Consider the following 19,370-nt stretch of genomic DNA (forward strand, 5'->3'; position numbering starts at 1 on the left):
TTGATGGGCACACTTCTGGGACGGACGCCGCTTGGCGATACCCGGCTGCGGGTGACCAAGCCAGGCTACAATCCATTGGACATGGGCCTGGCTCGCTCGCTGCTGCATTTCGATAGCACATGGGGCCAGACGCTGATGATCCATCAGCAAGGCTCGTTCTATGTCGCGTCTGGACTTTCCGAAGGTGGAACGCGCACGGATGTCGTGACGTGGCCTGATCTCGGTTTTATTCCGGTTTTCCTTTTCGTTTCCGCGAAGGGGTACTTTTACATCCCGGATTATTATCAGTTTTTCCGCGTGAAGCGGACCGGCCTCGACTTCACTGCCGGGGATCGAATGGCTCCTGGCGACAACCGGGATTTCGACTGCTTCTACACCGTTTTTGCTTCTCCTGAGGGAGGCGTCCTTGGCTAATCGGATCATTCTAGGATTGCACGGAGGCACTTACAAGTTCCGGGTTTCCCGGACAGGGGCAGACGTTCTCACAGCGGGTCTGGGGGATCTGCTCCTTGCCGATCAGGCGGGCGCTGGAGTGGTCCAGAACACGGCGGCGGGGGTAGTTGCAGTAGGCCCGGTCGGAGGCGGTAGCGACCACGCCGATGTTTATTTTCCGAATTTCGGAGGGACGCCAAGGATACATTTCCGCGTCTCAGGAACATCCGGATACTACTATTATCCCACCTATAAGGTGAGCTATCGCGATCTCACGGCAAGCAGCGTCCGGTTCGGGAACGCGAGCCCCGGGACAGTCTATGTCTATTGGTTTGTCTGGGTGGCCGCATGACCAACCGGATCATCATGAACAGCTCGGGCGTGAAGTTATCGAGGCCCGGCATCGACGTTCTTTCGGCTTCGGACATCAACCTTCTGTTCAATTCCAACTACATGAGCATTGGCCTGTTCCAGGCAGGAACGCTGTCCACCACCACTGGCTTCACCTCGTATTGGTTTGGTCTGACGCTCCCGATCCTCCCGCTCGTCAGCATGCTTGTCGAGGTGGCGGCAGGGGTCTGGCAGCATTCCAGCCGCGCCGTCGGTTCTTCCGACAAACAGGGGCTCGTCCAGTACCGCGTCTACAATGACCGCATGGAGGTCAAGGCGCTGAGTGCGGGATATGCCTGCCGTTATTCAGTATGGGTTCTTTGACATGAGCGGACCACCTCCCTCCACATTCATCGTGGTTTTCGAGCCGAACGGATTCCCGCGCTGGGCGCTTATTACGCCCGTCTCGGATTTCAGCTTTCTGGTCGACAACAATCAGAATTTCGTCGTGGTTGAAGGCGAGTGCCCGCCCGACATTCACAGCCACTGGTACTGCGATTTGGAGTCCGGTGAACTTGCACGCAGGCCGGAGATCGCAGCGACGATCAGCAGCTCCGTTATCGCGGCAGATGGTGTCGCTGAATGCATCATCGCGGGGCTTCCCGATCCCGTGACGCTGACGATGGACGGCGTCGAGCACGTCATTGAAGGCGGCGAAATTACAATCACTGCATCGACGCCCGGCGTCTTCCGCCTCGCAATTGACCAATGGCCATACCTGCCATGGGAAACGGAGATCACAGCACAATGAAAATGAAAATTGGCAAAGACATCGTCGCTGAACAGCAGGCAGCACGCGCCGAACTTGATGCGATCTTTCTGCCGCGCATCAACGAGGCATTTGGGCCGAAGGCGGGGCTCTACACGCTCAAGCTCGCGGCAGCGCTTTGGGTTCTATCAGGCGCGAAGGTATCAAAGCCAAGGGAGTCTCCGTTCATCCCCGGGGGCACGACAGAAGCTGAACGTATCGTGGAAAAGTCGGTCGAATGGCAGGACGCTGCTTCAAAGTTGGAGATGCTTCGGCAGGCGTATCAGCTTGAAATCTCGCGGTCTCAACACGTCTTCATGATCGAGACCGTCCTGAAAAAGGCCAGGCGCGAAGTGGGGGCCTCCGATGCCTGAGAACGCGGACGTTTCAAGCCGGACGGTCAGCATCGATCCCATGGCGGCGGCAATTGAGCATGGTGCTGCGGTCGATTTCTACCGTGGCCGCTGCATGATCTTGCAAACCGAGATCCAGATGCTCCAGCGCAGTCTCGAGGAGAGCAGAAAGCTGATCGAGGTGATGGAAGAACACATTGCCGACAGCGAACGTGGCGAGGTAAGCGATGCCTGATATTCTCCCTTCATTCTACAATGCCGGCAACGCGACCGTTGCTGCCGGCGGGACCGCTGTGACAGGGATCGGCACGCTATGGGCCGGCAACGTCTATCCCGGCGATCTTTGGGGCACTCATAAAGGTGTCGGCGTTCGCATCCTTTCGGTGAACAGCAATACTTCGATCACGCTGGCCTATCCATGGACCGGCCCGGCGCAGACTGCAGCGGCCTATGAGATCGGCATTACAGCCGATACTGCCCGGATGCAGGGCACCACGCGTGAAATGTTGGAGCAGTTAAAAAACGGAGTGTTGTCCGCATTCTCTGGCCTGGCGGGAGCGGCTGACAAAATAGGGTATTTCACCGGCGCTGGCACGATGGCGTTAACGAGCCTCACGGCATTTGCGCGGGCGCGCCTGGCTGATACTACGGCAGCGCAGGCATACGCAGGGCTGGGGGTGATTCCCGATGGAAGCCTGCCGGATCGGTTGAAATATCTGGGTAGTCGGGGAGCGGAATACCCGCTTGTAGATTGTGACAGTTTTAGGGAAAACGGTTGGCGTTACATTAACAACACTACGTTGAACATTCCTACTGGTTTTCCGGGTGGAATGTTGCTGGCTATGAGTCAGGAAGGTAACCAGACTATTCAGATCGCTTGGTCTAAAACGAACCTAAAAACTCATATTAGGGTAAGACCAGCATCCCCTCCTTGGGGGGCGTGGAGGGAAATTCCATCAGATGTCAGCGCGCTTTGGCTCAGCATATTGGCGCTGACAACCACGGCAGCATCGCGCAGCGCGTTGGGCATTACCGCCACGGGCGACAGTGTTGTGACGGCTGCAAATGTGGGAGCTGCGCGCACTGCTATCGGGGCGGCGGCGCTTGCTGGAGCAGCTTTTACGGGTGACGTTTCGACTACCGGTTTATTGTCGGCGAAAGCCTCTATCTTAATAGGGGGTTCAGCTAACGGGAAGCATTACTGGTACAATTCGTCCAACGTTTATGTTGGGGAAATTGGAGTCGGCGTAGTCAGCGGCTTTGGAAACAGCATTGGGTTCTACAATAACGTTGGCGGGCATTGGAATTTTAACAACAATGTCATCATCTATGGGTCAATCTCCAAGGGTTCCGGTACGTTCTTAATCGACCATCCGCTGGACCCAGAAAATCGCGATCTCGCGCACGGGTTCGTGGAGTCCCCGCGATATGAACTGATCTATCGTGGGACCGCCCGCCTCGTTGGCGGCCACGCTATCGTGGATATCGACGACACCAGCGATATGACGACTGGCACCTTTGCGGCGTTAACAACCAACGCAATAGTTACAGCCCTGCAAAATCAGGACGGATTTGCCAGACTAAAACCATCACCGATTGTGGACGGTGCGTTTGAAATCACATGCGAAGATGCAAGCTCCACAGACCTCATCTCTTGGGTGGTAATAGCCGAGCGGAATGACGCGTTCGTCAAGCATATGGATGACAATTGCGACGCAGAAGGTAGGTTTATTCCAGAGCGCGAAAAGGAGGATGCGTAACATGAAAACGATAGAGGTTGTTGACAATGCGCGCGTCGGGAAAAAGGGTTTCCCGCGACACTATCAAGCGCATGGTGCTGAGCCGCCAATGAAGTTGGTGGTGGTGTCTGAAAGCGGCGTTCCATCTGACGAAACCGTCGAGCCTCCCCGCACCCCTGAGGAAGCCCGTGAACGTATGCAGCCCCTGACTCGTCGCCAGTTCTGGCTTGCCGCCAATTCAATCGGGCTATCCAAATCAGACGTACTTGCCGCTGTAGGCAATGACGTTGAATTGCAGATCGAGGTCGAGGAAAGCACCGAGTTCGGCCGCACCTACGACAGCATTGTGCTGCTGGCACCTTTGCTCGGAATTACGCCAGAACAGCTAGACGACATCTGGAACTGGGCATCAAGCGTTTAAACCTCTCAGATTGTCGCACAAACATGCAGCTGGTGGCCTATCATACGGTCACTGGCCTGACATAAATTTCTGGGTTGCCCAGCCCTCGTGTCCGCTTACCGCAGCTGAATGCAAACGTAACCCTCCTGACCAACTTAGCATGGAGCGGAGTCTATATCACAAATCTCACTTTAACGAGAGATCTCAGTCTGGGCACAAATCGATCTTCTAATTTATTGGTCCCATGCATAACGCGTAACCTTCTGACAGTCTGCGAATCTCCCAAGGTTCTGTGGTGTTTGCGCAGGCCCCATCGGGGAGATCCCTCGTGCGGAGATCGGCCCCGCTCACCATGCGCAGCCTGGGAACAGCGCTCCAATCTGCCGTGAAGGAAGATGCCGCAAAATCTAGAAAAAAGACACGGTGGAGCTGGGCCACATTGGTTCTGGGTGATGCGAATGCGATCATGGTCCCAGGTTTGGTCGCCCCCAATTTTTTCAGGTCTTCTACAATGGCGATAGCGACAATCTCATCTTGCTGCGCCTGCCGATATCTCTCCCACAAGAGGGTTATTTGATTGCCCAGCGAAAGGACTATAATGCTGAGCGCTACCGCGCCTACAGTGGTGGTCGTCGCGATCATGCGGTGAATAGCTGTGTAGCCTATTATGGCTAACGCACCTGCGAAAAGAAATGCTGCATGGGCCATACCTCGAGGAGAGGGCCAGTAATTAATAGTGGCAATGTTTAGTGGGTTGGCTGTTAGGCTAAATGCCGCCACTAAAACAGCGACAGCAGTAAATTTCCTAGCTCTCTGTGCTCCAGTGGTTGCGATGAGAATAGGTAGCACCAATAAGCTGAGCCCGACGAGAATACGCTCGTGGATCGGGAATATCAAATGATATGGTTGATCTAGATAAAAAAAGGGGTCCCAAAGGGTTTGTTGAAAATACCGGAGTGCGTTTATCTTGATTACATCCCCTGAAATAGGGCGACCTATATGACCTAGCCAGTCTGGAACCATTATAGCTGCTAGTGTAAACGTAGCACATGCTGCTCCAATACTAACTAACGGTGGCAGAAAGCTCCTAAACTGTCGTTGATTTTTCGGCTCCTTTAGCTGAACCGTGTCAGCGATATATCCCAAGGCAAAAGCGTATAACAGCACGCAGACAAACGGCTGATAGCTAAAAAACGTTATGAGACATCCCAAGAAACCACAGGCTACGGACGCTGCTGGCCGGATTGCATATTGCCGGAAACTGATCAACGAGATGCTGACACCAATCAAAGAGACAGACAAGTTGGGTAGATTGATTGCGAACTGATGAAGGTCAGCCCAGTATCCATGAAGCCCAACCAACAACATGAACAGCGGCGTAATTTTGATTGGAAGCCCAAGAAATTTTACAAAACTAAATGATGAAAACCATATTGAGAAAGCGCATGTTACAATCCAGAAACCAGATACCTTTGAAAAATCTAGACCAAAATAGTTTGTAGCGTTCGCTATTATTGAAATCAGGTAGCGGTAATTTGTAGAATGAGAACGCGCCCAGTAAGATGGATCTTGGGACCCGTACATGAGATACACATCATCAATATTTATCAAAGTGAGATTTACGGAAAATATTACGACGAAAATGAGAGCGGCCGCTAAGCTTTCTTTCGTGTGCAACAGGGATCTCCCTTTATCGATTTCGTACAATCATGTCTCGGTCGCAGAGATGGCTTGAACGCCGTCAAGCCTCAAGTTGATCCGGAATTTGAAAGCGTTTGCAGCTGCACCTTGCATTTGTTAATGCCCCTATCAAGAGGAGTTTCATGATTTCCATATCGATTGTAGTGCCAGTTTATGCTGGCGAGGAATATCTGGAGCGGCTTGCCGTCCGCGTCGAATCAGTGCGGAACAGTTGGTCCGGCGCGCCTTTTCACCTGAGCGAACTAATTTTCGTCGAGGACGGGGCCAAAGACGGATCGGGTCAAATTGTTGACCGTCTCAGCGTCGAATATGGTTGGATAAAGCCGCTGCACTTGTCGCGCAATTATGGGCAGCACGCTGCGACTGTGGCCGGCATCGTTCAAACCACAGGCGATTGGGTGGTGGTAATGGACGAAGACCTCCAACACCCTCCTGAAGAAATCGAGACACTCCTGCGTAAGGCTGTCAAATCGGGAAGTGATGTCGTCTATTCCAATCCGAACGGGGCAGTTCACCAGAAGGTGGGCCGGGACTGGACCTCGCGTACTTTTAAGTCGATCATGGCCCGCTTGACGGGCAACACACACATTACTGTCTTCAACAGTTTCCGGCTCATTCGCGGGTCAATTGCTCGGGAAGCGTCGCTAGCCTGCGGTCACAGTACTTACTTTGATATAGCTCTTTCATGGTTCACGCAGCGTGTGACCAGCGTGTCCATGAACCTCAAGGACGAGCGGTTCATTCGAACCGGGAAAAGCGGGTATAGCTTCAACTCGCTACTCAGTCATGCGCGCCGCCTGCTGTTTTCCACGCAGGTCAAGGCGCTGCGGATCGGTAGTGTGATAGGCGGTTTGGCGGTGTTCTTGGCGCTGATCTCTTCGCTAACATTTATAGCAGTAAAGATAGTGCACCCAAGCACGATACCAGTCACCGGCTGGCCCTCTTTGATGATCACAATCATGTTTTTTGGGGGGGTAACGATCTTCATGGTAGGGCTTGTTATCGAGTACATCTCGATCTTGGTCATGGAGACGCACGGGAAGCCGCTCTACAACTACGTCGACCGCAGCAGCGATAAAGCGGTCCTGGCATTTTTCACAGACCGATTAGAGAGCGAAGATGGCCGATAAACGCGCAGGTCAGGAGTTCGATGCCTATCGCGCTTCCTATTCGGACGCCGTTGACAAGGCCATTTCTGTGCCTGGTCTTGATGTGGATTTCTTTACCCGAGCAAAAGCGTCGCGCTTGTTGGATTGGCTGAGCGCCAATGTTGGTCCTGCAGAAGAGCTTTCCGTGCTTGATGTCGGTTGCGGGGTCGGAAATTATCATCCTCTTGTCAGCGGACGGCTGGCACAGTTAACCGGCGTGGATCCATCCGTCGAGTGTTTGGATGAGGCTAAGGCGAGGAACTCGTTGGTAGCCTACAAGGCTTCGGATGGTCTGACGCTTCCGTTCGAGGACAATGTGTTTGACGCGGCGTTCGCGATTTGCGTGATGCACCATGTACCACCGGAACAATGGGCGCTGTTTGTAGCTGAAATGGCTCGTGTCGTGCGCAAAGGCGGGGCTGTTCTGGTGTTTGAACACAATCCCCTCAACCCTTTAACCCAGCGCATCGTCTCAAGGTGCCCCTTTGATGAGGACGCAACTCTCCTGCGCAAAAAGCGGGTCACCGCTTATTTCGATGAGGCGGGCTTGAGCGATATAAGTGGCCATTACATTCTGACTGTGCCCTCTGTTGAGGGCCCCCTCCGGTGGATAGATGATCGGCTTAGTTCTCTGCCCACCGGTGCTCAATATTTTGTGAGTGGTATCAAAGCTTGACGCGACCACTTATCGGATTGCTCTCCAGATTCGGCTTGGTCGGTATTGGCTCCACGATTACATACCTTACTGTCGCAAACCTGCTCCTGTACTCCGGGTTTCTCGCCCCGGCTAAGGCTTCTGTTGCCGCCTATCTGGCGGGCATGGTGGTCTCATTTATTGGACAAAGCTGGTTCACGTTTCGAGTGGCCCAAGTGCGGCTTAATCATTTTGTGAGGTTCGGAATTTTGTCAGTTCTGGGATTGGCATTCAGCTATGGTAGCGTCGTTTTAGCGCTGAAGGTGGGCGCTCCTCCGTTCGCCGCGACCATCGCGACTGCAATTTTTGTTCCTTTGCTTAGCTTCGTGATCATGAGGTATTGGGTCTTCCTCAACGACTGACGGGTACATTTTCGATCTGCCTCGAATGGCTCCAAACTCTCTGCGCGCCCGGCTGTGAAAGCCTTTTTTGGCAACCTGCCGAGCTGGCGCTTAACCATTCCCATCAAAGGACATCGTCATGAACCGCGCGAAGCTTTTCGCGGGGCTGCGTTCGCGCGGTTCCGGAGTATTTGGCACGTCCCTGTCTCAGGGGCAGGTGAACGGGATCGAGATGATTCTTGACGAGGCGATCCGCCGGCGAACACCGCTGCGGTGGTTGGCCTACATTCTAGCCACCGCCTACCACGAGACAGCCCATACCATGCAGCCGATCCGTGAGCGCGGCGGCGGAAAGTACCTGCGGTCCAAGCGCTATTACCCATGGGTTGGCGAGGGGCTTGTGCAGGTCACATGGGAAGTGAATCACCGGAAATTCGGTGCCACCAAGCCGGGCCAGATGTTGACCTGGCCGATTGCCCTTCGCGCCATCTTCGACGGGATGGAAAAGGGCATGTTCACCACCAAGAAGCTGTCGGATTATATCGTCGGCATTAAGGTCGATTATGTCGGCGCCCGACGCATCGTGAACGGGATGGATAGGGCGGATGACATCGCCGGCTATGCCAAGGCATTTGCGACGGCATTGACCGCTGCCGGCTATGGCCTCGCATCGTTCCAGCCAGCCACGCCAGCGCCCGCAAAGCCGGTCCCGGCTGGTGTGGTCCCAATACCCGCGCCAACCGCTCCAGCGTCAGCATCTGTGGCAGGGCGGGGCTTCATTCAGATCATCATCGATTTCATCCTTGGAAGGAAAAGGTAATGTGGAAGCGTATCAAAGATTTCTTCTCTCACTCGGAAACGATTTTCTGGGCGCGGCTTCAAACCGCAATCGGCGTGGTCGCAACCATCGTCACCTATGTGGAACCATCAGTGCTGGCCCCGCTTATGCCGGCTGAGTGGTCTCCGCTTCTAGTGGTGGCCAATGGCGTTTTGACCGAATGGCTGCGTCGTCGCCGGGATGAAAAGCTTTGACCTCGCTTCTGGTCACAGCCGGCGCGCTCATCGTTGCGGTGCTGGTAGCGTTCTTCAAGGGCAGTCTGTTCGGTGCGCAGAAAGAGCGGGCCAAGCAGGCCACCAAGGACAGCGCTGCAGTACGCGACCGCCTCGAGATGGACCGGGAAGCCACGGCAGCGGAACAAAAGGCCACCGGTAGAACGGATGACGAAGCAATTGCGGAGGCGATAAAATGGTCAAGGAAGCGCTGATACTCGCCCTGCTGCTGGCAGGATGCGCCACGGCACTGGCTCCTGTCGATAATCCACGTGCCGTCTGGTGCGATCATAATCAGCCGCGACGCGATGCGGTTGCTGAAACGCCGCGGTGGGTGCTGGACGAAATTAACGCTCAAAACGCCAAGGGCGTAGAATGGTGCGGGTGGAAGCCATGACCGACAAGCACTTCGGAATGGACATAGAAATGAAGATGAGCCTCGGCAATCTCATCACCATTGGGCTTCTGGTGGTGACCATCGTTACGGGCTGGGCCACCTTCCGCTCCGATCTGGCGAACGCAAAGCTGGAAATCGCCAGAAACATCGTCCGCATCGAGCGCCTTGAAACGCAGGGCGGCGAAATGAAAGACCGTCTCACCAGAATGGAGGTCATTATGCAGAACATCGCAGTCCAGGTAGACAGGCTTGTTCGGCTTGCTGAGAGTAGGGGCGATCCCTCACCCCAACGTCTCAGCCCACCGTAGAGATCGACTCAAAGATTGGCAAAACAAGCATTACCAAAATGCCGATGATCGCGTTTCGTTTGCTGGTCGGTGGTCCGCCATACTCAGGCGATTTATCATTTCCAACCATGCAAACCCTTTCATTTCCGTGTTGCGCAGGATGCCATATATCATGTCGATGGAAATCCAGCCGATCACTTGTCCGCCATTTTTTGGACAGCATCGCGAAGCTGATCGCGACTAACCATGCAGTTGTCATACCGTGATAGTATGCGATCCTCGACCTAGCACGCCGATCTAGTGCCCAAGCCGAAATGCTCGGCATGTTTTCGGCAAGCGCCTGGGCTGACGATCTCGCCGCCAACACGTTTTCCGCACCAGATATCGGATTGAAACGAGGGGCATCAACAGCGATTTACGAAGACCTCTGTTTAAAGAAAGTTGCCGCATTGAAAACGGTCGCTACCGCTGTCTTAACAATTTTAAAGAGCGCCGGATTTCGCCTTAGAATGGCGGCCGCCCGGTCCGCCATTTTGACGACCTTCCTATTGCGCAACTTGGCAATCTCCTGCTCCAGTTGGAGAACGTGCAGTGTTGCGTTCCCATTCCGGGCAAGCCGCTGGAGTTGGAGAGCTTCGAACCGGGAAAGGCCCCCGGTTGTCTGATAAAGACGCATCTGCCCCGGCCATTCTGAGTAGGTTCTAGTCATCGAGTTTTTGCGAACGCGGTACAAACAAGTGACTGAGGGGATAACGACTATTTTTCCCCCGCGCGCAATCAGGTTCAGGTAGAATGCCCAGTCCTCGTATTTCGCTTTGCTTTCATACCCCCAACCTCCCATGGCACGAACTGTAGCAACCCTGTAGCCTGCGTTGGCGTGTCCGAGTTCATTGCGGGTCTGCGAGAACACGTAGCCGTCACCGTGGGGTCGATAGATGTGGCGTCCGCGAGGCCTATAGAGGTTGAATTCGCTCCCATCCTCAAATCCCTGGAGATAGGGGACAGCTGCCCCGGCGTCTGGATTGCGGGCAAACGCGAGCGCTATGCTCTTGACCCAATCGTTAAGGGGCACGTCGTCGGAATCTGCATTCAGAATGATATCGGTATTGCAATGGGAAACTGCCGTGTTGCGGGCCGCAGCCAGCCCTTGGTTTGCCTGATGATCGATGATCCGGAATGGCAAGGCAAGATGCAGATCTGCAAGACGCTTAAGAGTTGCAGCACTCTCTTCATCCGATGCATCATTGATGATCAGCACTTCGTCTGGGGAAAGCGCTTGGTGGTTTAGAGCGTGGAACAGATCGGCTATTTCACTGGGCTTCGTGTTATAGAAGGGGATCATCACCGTGCAGCTTGGCATGGTTAGTTTGAGTTGATCCGTCACGCCCCGGTAGGAAATCTTGGCGCTAGACCTGTTGTTTATGATGATGCACTGGATGAGAGATGAGCATAGGGTTTGCTTAAAGCTTGGCTGCCAACCTATGACTTCAAGGATTTTGGCCTGAAGTGCCTTGGGGGTTAGTTCAAATGTGCAGGAATTCCATTTTGGATCGTCGAACATTTCCGGGATGCCCCCAGCCCGGCCGGCAATCAGGATCCCGCCGGTAGCGACGACATCGTATACTGCGAGAGGAAAGTTATCCCCACGATAGGGCTCCACAAAGATACTATCGGCCGCATTGTCGCGGATAAAGGACACCAGCTTTTCGTGGTCGAAATTTGTATGGACATCAAGGTGAAAGTGATTGCGGATCGCGCTGCCTACGACGGATTCTTCGAATGCGCCCCGGCCGATCAACACCACCTCTTCGATGCCAGTCGCCTTTGCCTGTCGGCAGAACTTATCGTCGAAGGCATCGCAGAACAGGTCAAATCCCTTCATCGCATTGAATTTGCCGATGAAAACAAGTCTCTTAGCACCACTATAGTCCACCTTCGCGTGATTGATGGAATCGTAGCGGTAGGGAACGATGCGCGATTGCTTCTCGCTAACCGCGATACCGGATGTCTCATAGAGCGCTTTTAAAAACGCGGAAGGAAAGATCACGCCGTCGGCAAGTTCGACTGAAATCTTTTCTCGCACCGAATGCATATCAACGCCCGGTCCCCCCCAACCTTCGCATGCGTTCTCAAGGTAGTGCTGATTGCCGTGGCAATGTGCGACCAGTGTAAGTGATGATGGCAGCAACCCGGAAGTTTTTGCCTGGGCGATTCGAAATCCAATGCCGAGATAATCCTGATAGTGGATTTCGCGCAGGTGAGGGCAGTAAAACAGCAGCTGAAAGATGGCTGAAAGAAGCACTTCCGGTGTGTCCAACTCGTCAATAAGCGACATATCTTCGAGCAACCATGGTGTGGTGATATTCCGCGGTCGTACCGCGCCGGCGACAGGAAACGATGTCATCACGGCTGAGCCCGGGTGGCTTTTTTGCCAATTGGCAACGAAGGTACCGATGCCGCCACTCACAACCAGACCTGGGTATTCAGTGGTAAGCATAACCGTTGTCGGGCCCTCTTCGCCCGATAGGCCGAGCCGGGCTAGAACCGTCGAATATACCTTCGGCGCGAACGAGCACTCGACGAGGATCGTTGTCTTTCGGTTGTCGAAGGGATTGGCGCGAATTTTACCGGCGCGATTGAGGAAAAAACCAGCAGCCGCCATCGTCTCCGAGAGTTCTTTCAGCGTCCACTCGCGAATATGGGTGGGATTAGCTGGTACAGTATCTTTGGAGCCATAGCGCAGGTCGGATCGATCCGGGGTGGATATAAACGCCCGGTTCAACGGTGAAGTCTCCAACAACATGCGGATGAGCATGAGCGCAGGTCTTGGGTCAGGCAGGTGCTCTATAACGTCCGCACACAAGATGACAGTTGGAGCATCTGACTGCAGCGCGGCGGCAGTCATGAGCACTTCTTCCCAAGAAGAAAGATCGCATTCAATATGCTGTGCAGCGGGAAAGTTCTCCCGCGCTGCCCTTAGCGACGCAGCGAAGTCAATTGCTATAACCGTCGTCGCTTCGGATCCCGAAAAAAGGTCACGAAGTTTCAGTGCGCTGCCGCATCCAACATCTATAACCCTGACACAACCAGCTTTTTGTAAATATTCTTTGGCCTCATGATAGGTGTCGGGTTGCCATACAACCTCAATCGGCTCACCGTCGTCAAAAATCTCATTGTAGAGCTTGGCCCCATGTTCCACGCCAAAATTTCGCTGCACTGTGCAGGCGTATTGCTTGTTGAGGTCAAACTTTTGGAGACTGACCTCTTCGACAGTTGCCCGCTTGGGCATTTTAAACTTTAGCATGGGCACCTTCGGTAGCATGTTGATTTTGCCGTAATGTAAGCGCGATGCCCTCAAGCAACGGCGTCGTGGGTCGCCATGCCAATTCCCGCTTGGCCAATCCGACATCCAGTACGTTACGAGAAACATCGAACGGCCTCGTCGGTAAGAAATTTCGTTTTGCTGTAAGACCCGACACCGCCTCTACGGCCGCGATGATGTCGAGGATGCTACGACCGATCCCACTTCCCACATTGAACAGCCGGTGATCACCTTCGTATGACATGAGTTTCAAAAGAGCATCGATTGCGTCTGAGATGTAAAGATAGTCCCGTTCGTTCTGACCCGTTCCAAAAATGCTTATGGGTTGTCCAGCAGCGATCGCAGTTGCAACTGCAGCGATGAGCCCAACGCCTTTTTGGGGATCTTGGTGAGGACCGTATGGGTTTGAAAGGCGAGCAACACGGCAGTCCATTGCATGGTTTTGGTGAAAAATGTGTAGATAGTTTTCGATCAGGAGCTTGTGGGCACCGTATCCTGATATCGGTGAAGTTGTGCTTTCCTCATGAAGCACGTGTCCAACCGGCTCGCCGTAGACGGTGCCACCGGAGCTTACGAAAATGACTCGTTTAGCGTGGCTTTTTAGACATTGCTGCAAAAGCGATAGAGTGGGGAACACTGTTCGCTGAAGGTCGCCGGCGATATCAGCGTCGACCAATGATGGAGGCGTTCCTTGGACAAGATGAAATACGATATCCTGGCCATGAAGTGCGCCTTCCACATCTGCGGGGTTAGAAAAATCGCCTCGATAGAACTCTACCTTGTGGTTCAGATGCTCGGAAGGCGCTCTACCAAATGCCCTGACCCTGTACGAGAGATCAGCAAGTCTGTTGGACAGCGTAGCGCCGATAAAGCCCGTGCCGCCCAAGACTAGTATATTGCCGCCCAAAACAGTGCCCTCCGCCATGGCCGCTTACCTAGCGCAAGCTTCAACGTTGTCAATTGCTCTAGTTGCTAAGAGAAGTCGATACCTCTGGGCTGATCCAGTGGCCAGATACCAAGTGGCTGGCCTCTCTTCGGGCGGCCAGCTTCCCAGCGCCCCTTTGATCAAAACATGTTTGTCATCTCTGGAAACTTTCTGAACATTTTCTGCTATCGCACGTTGAACCTCTACCTCTAGTTCAACGGGTCCCATTATGACGCAAGATGAACGAAATGCCGCAATAAGAGTGCTGGAGATTGCCATAGTGGTCGGCTACCACGCAACGCGGCAGGGGCAAGCTATCAAGCTACGCGACGCACCGTTATATGCAGAGGTGGCGTTGTCTTGGCTGGAGAAGGAAGGGTTTGAGATTGTAAAAGCAAACCTTGAATCCTCACCCTCCTTTAGGGAGTGCCAATAGACACCCGGGAAGATGCTCGCACTGTTGAGATGTAAAAATGTGGGCGGCATTCAGTGTGCGCTGCACGACAAACAACGACGATTATCACAGTAAATCACACAAAGTCTGGGATGGGACTGGTAAGATTTTGATCTAAAAGGGCATGTTCAGCGCGGGGTTTATTTCCCCCAGTCAAGTGCGCTACCGGGCTGCGCTACGCTCCGAGCCGGGTGCTGTCTATCGTCATATCGCTCGGGCGGTCAACCGAAATCGGTGGTGGTCTGGGGGAAGCCTTCGCGGTGGCGGCGCTGGTGACGATATTCGAGCGCGATGGCACCCCAGATCATCCCGATGAGGAGGTAAAGGTGGCGCCAGTGGTCGATGTCGATCACGGTGCCAAGGCCGATATGGCCGATATAGACCACGTATGTGCACAGCAGGAATGGCTGCCAGGGGCGGTCACGAAACAGGATGCGGAAGCCGGCTGCAAGGGTCCACAGCGTCAGGCTGAGATAGGATACAAATCCCAGCCAGCCATAATCCATCAGTGCCTTCAGCCAGATATTGTGGGTGTCCTCATGGAAGATATCGCCAAACACCAGTGCGCCGATGCCGAGTGGGTGTTCCAGCGCCATCATGAAGCCGATGCCATAACGGGCAAAGCGGCCCAGACGGGCGGAATCATAGTCTTGCTCGAGGGTAGCGCGCGCGTAAAACAGGTCTGCCACCGCCGGGAACTGAAGCGCGACCATGATGGCAACGGCAAGCAGCAGGACAGCCACCACCGCCATGACGGCAATGCGCAGCCGGAACGCCCCGCTGGAGCTTTGCAGGAAAAGCGCGCTCACCAAAAGGATGGACGACACCCCGAACAATCCCCATGCGCCACGTGAAAATGACAGCAATATTCCGCCGACAAGAATCAAAAGCGGGATGGCGTAGAGCGGCATTTTCAGCGGATTGTCGGTCAGCATGCGGTGCAAGAGGTAGATGCCGGGCAGCGCCAGGAACGGGCCGAAAACGTTAGGGTCTTCAAAGGCACCGGCGGCCCGTTCGTAGCGGGTGAAAATCTCCGCACCCGGAAAGGCGTGGAAATAGCCGAGAATGCCGAGCGCAGCGGTGACCAGCGCTGTCGCCAGCCAGGCATTAAAAATCACCCTGTAGAGCCCAGGCTTGGCCTCGGTGACGGCAGCAAAAAAGATTGAGGTAATGGCGAGAAACAATGACACGGCCAGATAGAGCGGCGTGTCCTTGATCTCGGCCATCTGCGTCATTGCCAGCATACCGCCAATGTTGAACAACACCAGAAGCACGATCAACGGCGCGATGGGCCGCGACAGGCGCAACCCGAACAGCGCCCAGATGGCGATCAGCCCAGCCATATAAAGTTCGTAAGGCGCAGGCTCGCGCAAAACAAAGCCAGAGAGCAACACGCCGAGCGAAACAGCCGCTGTCGAGATCAGTTCGATCAGCTTGGCGTTGATCGCCGCGCGCGGCAGCTCATGGGCGACCGCACTCAATACGCGTTTTCCGTATTGAGAAGCTTGAGCGGCGTCATGAACAGGATTTTCAGGTCGAACCAAAGTGACCAGTTTTCGATGTAGTAAAGGTCATACTCAGTCCGCATCTTGATCTTTTCATCATTGTCGATCTCGCCGCGCCAACCATTGATTTGAGCCCAGCCGGTGACGCCAGGCTTGACCCGGTGGCGCGCGAAATAGCCATCAACAACCTCATGATAAAGCTTGTTATGCGACTGCGCGCTGATGGCGTGCGGGCGCGGGCCAACAAGTGACAAGCTGCCAAACAGCGCATTGAAAAATTGTGGCAGTTCGTCGATCGAAGATTTGCGGATGAACCGGCCCACTCGCGTCACCCGCGGATCGCCTTTTGTCACGGCATTGCGCGCGGTCAGGTCCTGCTGTTCCACATACATCGAGCGGAATTTATAGACCTCAACGATCTCATTGTTGAAGCCATGGCGCTTCTGCTTGAAGATCACCGGCCCCTTGCTATCCAGCTTGATGGCAATCGCAGTGACAAGCATGATTGGCGAGAAGACGATAATGCCAAGCAGGCTGAAAAAGATATCAAAGGCGCGCTTGGCCACCGAATCCCAGTCGTTGATCGGCCGGTCAAAAATATCAAGCATCGGCACCGAGCCGATGAAGGAATAAGAGCGGGGCCGGAAGCGCAACTGGTTGGAATGCGCCGAAAGCCTTATATCAACCGGCAACACCCAAAGCTTCTTGAGCAGCGCCAGAACACGCGATTCAGCCGTTAGCGGCAGCGATACGATCAGCATGTCGATGCGCGCAATCCGCGCGAATTCGATCAGCTCGCCGATATTTCCAAGCTTAGGATAGCCGGCAACAATCGGTGGCGAGCGGCTGTCATCACGGTCGTCGAAAATGCCGCAGATGCGGATATCATTGTAGGGCTGCTGCTCGACCGACCGGATGAGTGCCTCGGCAGCCTTGCCGCCGCCTACTATGACGGCGCGACGCTCCATGGTGCCATTGCGCGCCCAGCGCTTGATGATACTCGACAGGACGATGCGCAGCCCAGCAAGGCCAATCAGTCCGGCGACGAACCAGCTTCCGACGAAAAAGCGCGAGAAATCCGCCGATATTTTAAGGAAGAAGCCGGCAACAGCCAGAAGCGCAAATACCGCAGACCATACCAACGCGATACGCCCGAGATAGGAGATTGGACGAAACAGCGCCTGCACCGAATAACAGTCGGCAACATCAAGCAGGATGACGGTCAAAAGAGACACGCTCAGGATGATGACCGGGTAGTGCCAGACCAGGTGGGTAGAAAACCCGACATAGATCGAAAACAGCACCGTTCCGGCGAACATCAGCAGGAAAAACTCGACGATGCGCAACACACCGCTCACCATTACTGGCGACATTGTATCGCGACGATATTGCGTTGCCACCTGCCGCGCCACGGCATTGAGCTCGGCATTGCCGAGGGTCTTGTGGTCGATGCCATCGTCGAACTTGCGTACTGCGTCCAACGAAAAGCGCTTGGTGGGATCGATTTCGTTCATTTCAGGTTCCGCATCTTGGCTAATATGAATAGCAAGAAGGGGCTAAGAAACCCTTGCCGGTTAGATCAATTTTTACGGTCTCGGGACCGGTTCTCAGCGCGCCTGCGTATCCAGGGCAGCAAAATATGCCTTTTGAACGTGCTTCGCCATGACGTCGGCACCGAACCGGGCTTTCAGCTCGGAGAGCGGAGGCATATGCGCGGCGTAGATGCCCGGCTCTGCAAGCGCCTGATTTATCTTGCCCGACAGGGCGGCAACTTCCGGCGCCACCATGGCAGGGGATTTTGCCCCGAAAATTTCGGGAATGCCACCGACAGCACTGGCAATCATCGGCTTGCCAGCACCCAATGCTTCCAGCACGATGTAGGGCATGGCTTCGGCACGCGACGGTACTACGACCAGGCTGGCGAGAGCAAAGGCCTCACGGGCTGGCATCGGCGGTCGGAAGGTGATCCGCGGCTCTAGTCCCAGCGCGGTAGCCTGCGCTTTGTAGCGCGGTAGATCGTCCCCGTCGCCTACCATCACGGCGTGAATCGCCCGACCGAGGCTTTTCTCGGCAGCTGCCATTGCGTCGATAAACAGGTCAGGGCCCTTCAGGTCGCGCATCATCCCGATATAGAGGAGGTCCGCGGCACCGGGTGCAGGCGTCACCGGAATGAACTCGGAAGGCTGCAGCCCATTATACACGACATCGTTAGGCACGGTCGGCACGCCGATCTTGTGCTCGAATGTCTTGCGCTCATAGTTTGATACAAACAGCAGATGGTCGGTAAACCGCTCCATCAGCCGCTCGAGCGCAAAGAAGACCTTTCCAGTGCGCGTGGTTTCATCATAATGCAGGCTGCCGCCATGCGGCGAATAAAGGCGGGCCACGCGAGACCTTGACACCCGCAACAGTGAGCCGAAAACCCGTGCATAAACGCCACCCTTGGCGCCGTGCCCGTGGATAATATCCGGCTTCAATTCTTTGATAAGTCTGTATGTGCGCCAAGCAGAGGCGAGATCGCCCGGCCCGATATGGCGCTGCATGGGCGTCCGATGGAGGCCAAGCGCAAGCTTGCCTTCCATCGTTTTGAAAAGGCGCTCTTCGAAGTCGCCGCCGGTGGTGGAATCACACACGATGCCGACTTCATGGCCCTCGGCGATCTGCGCTTCAGCAAGATCGCGCACATGGCGGAAAATTCCGCCGACGGGCGATCGGAAGCAGTGCACGATGCGCAGCTTGTCGGTCACGGAGTTGCCCCGGTTGGTGCTTGACTGGCGGTCGATCAGAACAGGCGTTCGCGCACGTAGACCGTATCGCCAGGCAAAAGCGGATCGGAGGTCAATACTCGTCCAGTCATGACCTTCCCGTTAATGTCGCGGGTGATGTCGACATTAGCCTGGTTGGCGCGGGCGGAATAACCGCCAGCGGCTGCGATTGCCTTTTGTACCGTCATGCCGGGTACATAAGAGTATTGCCCGGCTGCACCGACTTCGCCCATCACGAAGATTGGCCGATAGCGATCGATTTCCACCGAAACATCAGGGTCACGGAGATATCCTTGCTTAAGCTTGGCGGCGATCTGGCTTTCAATCTCCTGCGCGGTGTGCCCGCGCGCTGAAATAGCGCCCACCAGAGGGAAGGCGAGATAGCCGGATTGGTCGATGCTGTAGGTATTGGTGAGCGCTTCCTGCTCGAAAACGGTGACGCGAATGCGGTCGCCTGCACCCAGCCGATAGGGTTGGTCGAGGACTTCGTGAAAGGCAGCAGGCGCGGGCCGGTAGCTCGAGCAGCCGCCCAGCACCAGCATGGCCAGCATTGCGTGAACGAAGAAACGAGGGCACTTCATGACCGGGCATTTACCTTTGGCTAGCGGTTGTCGCCGCACATCTAGGTCCCGTTATCAACCTGTTAGGGTTAATGGTCGGTAAAAGCGACTGAAGCGTTGCTGCTTTTCTGCTGGGTACAACCAGCTACACGCAGGTGC

The 19,370-nt window shown here is 54.8% G+C and carries 22 protein-coding genes; 15 read left to right on the forward strand and 7 right to left on the reverse strand.

All coding sequences use genetic code 11. The features are described from left to right. Positions 1–3 precede the first annotated feature (3 nt). The 7 genes from GA830_RS12215 (at position 4) to GA830_RS12245 (ending at position 4,083) form a co-directional block, all read left to right on the forward strand. Positions 4–414 (forward strand): hypothetical protein, encoded by a 411-nt coding sequence (locus GA830_RS12215; protein ID WP_195162119.1) that lies wholly within the window; start codon positions 4–6, stop codon positions 412–414. Between the two features lie 366 nt (positions 415–780). Beyond that, on the forward strand, positions 781–1,146 hold the full coding sequence (locus GA830_RS12220) for a hypothetical protein (RefSeq protein WP_195162120.1): 366 nt from the start codon (positions 781–783) through the stop codon (positions 1,144–1,146). A gap of 1 nt (position 1,147) precedes the next feature. Beyond that, positions 1,148–1,573: a hypothetical protein gene (locus GA830_RS12225; RefSeq protein ID WP_195162121.1), complete on the forward strand. Its 426-nt coding sequence runs from the start codon at positions 1,148–1,150 to the stop codon at positions 1,571–1,573. Further along, entirely contained in the window at positions 1,570–1,944 is a 375-nt protein-coding gene (locus GA830_RS12230; RefSeq protein ID WP_195162122.1) for a hypothetical protein, read from the forward strand. The genes GA830_RS12225 and GA830_RS12230 overlap by 4 nt, the downstream gene beginning before the upstream one ends. Beyond that, entirely contained in the window at positions 1,937–2,158 is a 222-nt protein-coding gene (locus GA830_RS12235) for a hypothetical protein (RefSeq protein WP_195162123.1), read from the forward strand. Before GA830_RS12230 ends, GA830_RS12235 begins: the two co-directional genes overlap by 8 nt. Beyond that, positions 2,151–3,683: a hypothetical protein gene (locus GA830_RS12240; RefSeq protein ID WP_195162124.1), complete on the forward strand. Its 1,533-nt coding sequence runs from the start codon at positions 2,151–2,153 to the stop codon at positions 3,681–3,683. Before GA830_RS12235 ends, GA830_RS12240 begins: the two co-directional genes overlap by 8 nt. 1 nt (position 3,684) lies before the next feature. Further along, positions 3,685–4,083: a hypothetical protein gene (locus GA830_RS12245; RefSeq protein WP_195162125.1), complete on the forward strand. Its 399-nt coding sequence runs from the start codon at positions 3,685–3,687 to the stop codon at positions 4,081–4,083. Between the two features lie 207 nt (positions 4,084–4,290). Here GA830_RS12245 and GA830_RS12250 read toward each other — a convergent pair whose 3' ends face one another. After that, positions 4,291–5,739 (reverse strand): hypothetical protein, encoded by a 1,449-nt coding sequence (locus GA830_RS12250; RefSeq protein ID WP_195162126.1) that lies wholly within the window; start codon positions 5,737–5,739, stop codon positions 4,291–4,293. A 146-nt stretch (positions 5,740–5,885) separates the two neighbouring features. Between GA830_RS12250 and GA830_RS12255 the strand changes: the two genes are divergently transcribed. From GA830_RS12255 to GA830_RS12290, 8 genes are all read left to right on the forward strand, one after another. Further along, a complete protein-coding gene (locus tag GA830_RS12255; protein ID WP_195162127.1) occupies positions 5,886–6,893 on the forward strand; it encodes a glycosyltransferase in 1,008 nt (335 codons plus the stop codon). Then, a complete protein-coding gene (locus GA830_RS12260) occupies positions 6,883–7,587 on the forward strand; it encodes a class I SAM-dependent methyltransferase (protein WP_195162128.1) in 705 nt (234 codons plus the stop codon). The genes GA830_RS12255 and GA830_RS12260 overlap by 11 nt, the downstream gene beginning before the upstream one ends. After that, positions 7,584–7,967 (forward strand): GtrA family protein, encoded by a 384-nt coding sequence (locus GA830_RS12265; protein ID WP_195162129.1) that lies wholly within the window; start codon positions 7,584–7,586, stop codon positions 7,965–7,967. The genes GA830_RS12260 and GA830_RS12265 overlap by 4 nt, the downstream gene beginning before the upstream one ends. Before the next feature lie 118 nt (positions 7,968–8,085). Beyond that, positions 8,086–8,766, forward strand: a complete 681-nt coding sequence (locus tag GA830_RS12270) for a hypothetical protein (RefSeq protein WP_195162130.1) — start codon at positions 8,086–8,088, stop codon at positions 8,764–8,766. Further along, positions 8,766–8,978 (forward strand): hypothetical protein, encoded by a 213-nt coding sequence (locus GA830_RS12275; RefSeq protein WP_195162131.1) that lies wholly within the window; start codon positions 8,766–8,768, stop codon positions 8,976–8,978. Before GA830_RS12270 ends, GA830_RS12275 begins: the two co-directional genes overlap by 1 nt. Next, a complete protein-coding gene (locus GA830_RS12280; protein ID WP_195162132.1) occupies positions 8,975–9,211 on the forward strand; it encodes a hypothetical protein in 237 nt (78 codons plus the stop codon). The genes GA830_RS12275 and GA830_RS12280 overlap by 4 nt, the downstream gene beginning before the upstream one ends. Next, a complete protein-coding gene (locus GA830_RS12285) occupies positions 9,193–9,393 on the forward strand; it encodes a hypothetical protein (RefSeq protein ID WP_195162133.1) in 201 nt (66 codons plus the stop codon). The genes GA830_RS12280 and GA830_RS12285 overlap by 19 nt, the downstream gene beginning before the upstream one ends. Then, complete coding sequence (locus tag GA830_RS12290; protein ID WP_195162134.1) at positions 9,390–9,701, forward strand: hypothetical protein; 312 nt, start codon at positions 9,390–9,392, stop codon at positions 9,699–9,701. The genes GA830_RS12285 and GA830_RS12290 overlap by 4 nt, the downstream gene beginning before the upstream one ends. Before the next feature lie 394 nt (positions 9,702–10,095). Here GA830_RS12290 and GA830_RS12295 read toward each other — a convergent pair whose 3' ends face one another. The 6 genes from GA830_RS12295 to GA830_RS12320 all read right to left on the reverse strand — a co-directional run bounded on the left by GA830_RS12295 (position 10,096) and on the right by GA830_RS12320 (position 19,232). After that, positions 10,096–12,984 carry a glycosyltransferase gene (locus tag GA830_RS12295; RefSeq protein WP_195162135.1) on the reverse strand — a complete coding sequence of 963 codons (2,889 nt, stop codon included), beginning with the start codon at positions 12,982–12,984 and terminating at the stop codon, positions 10,096–10,098. Further along, on the reverse strand, positions 12,971–13,927 hold the full coding sequence (locus GA830_RS12300; protein ID WP_195162136.1) for an NAD-dependent epimerase/dehydratase family protein: 957 nt from the start codon (positions 13,925–13,927) through the stop codon (positions 12,971–12,973). Before GA830_RS12300 ends, GA830_RS12295 begins: the two co-directional genes overlap by 14 nt. A 675-nt stretch (positions 13,928–14,602) precedes the next feature. Beyond that, positions 14,603–15,862: an O-antigen ligase family protein gene (locus GA830_RS12305; RefSeq protein WP_195162137.1), complete on the reverse strand. Its 1,260-nt coding sequence runs from the start codon at positions 15,860–15,862 to the stop codon at positions 14,603–14,605. Further along, positions 15,859–17,400: an undecaprenyl-phosphate glucose phosphotransferase gene (locus GA830_RS12310; protein WP_195162138.1), complete on the reverse strand. Its 1,542-nt coding sequence runs from the start codon at positions 17,398–17,400 to the stop codon at positions 15,859–15,861. Before GA830_RS12310 ends, GA830_RS12305 begins: the two co-directional genes overlap by 4 nt. Positions 17,401–17,493: 93 nt before the next feature. After that, positions 17,494–18,633 (reverse strand): glycosyltransferase family 4 protein, encoded by a 1,140-nt coding sequence (locus tag GA830_RS12315; RefSeq protein ID WP_195162139.1) that lies wholly within the window; start codon positions 18,631–18,633, stop codon positions 17,494–17,496. Between the two features lie 35 nt (positions 18,634–18,668). Next, entirely contained in the window at positions 18,669–19,232 is a 564-nt protein-coding gene (locus GA830_RS12320; RefSeq protein ID WP_195162140.1) for a polysaccharide biosynthesis/export family protein, read from the reverse strand. Positions 19,233–19,370 lie beyond the last annotated feature (138 nt).

Source organism: Mesorhizobium sp. NBSH29, assembly GCF_015500055.1.
Classification (GTDB): Bacteria; Pseudomonadota; Alphaproteobacteria; order Rhizobiales; family Rhizobiaceae; genus Neomesorhizobium.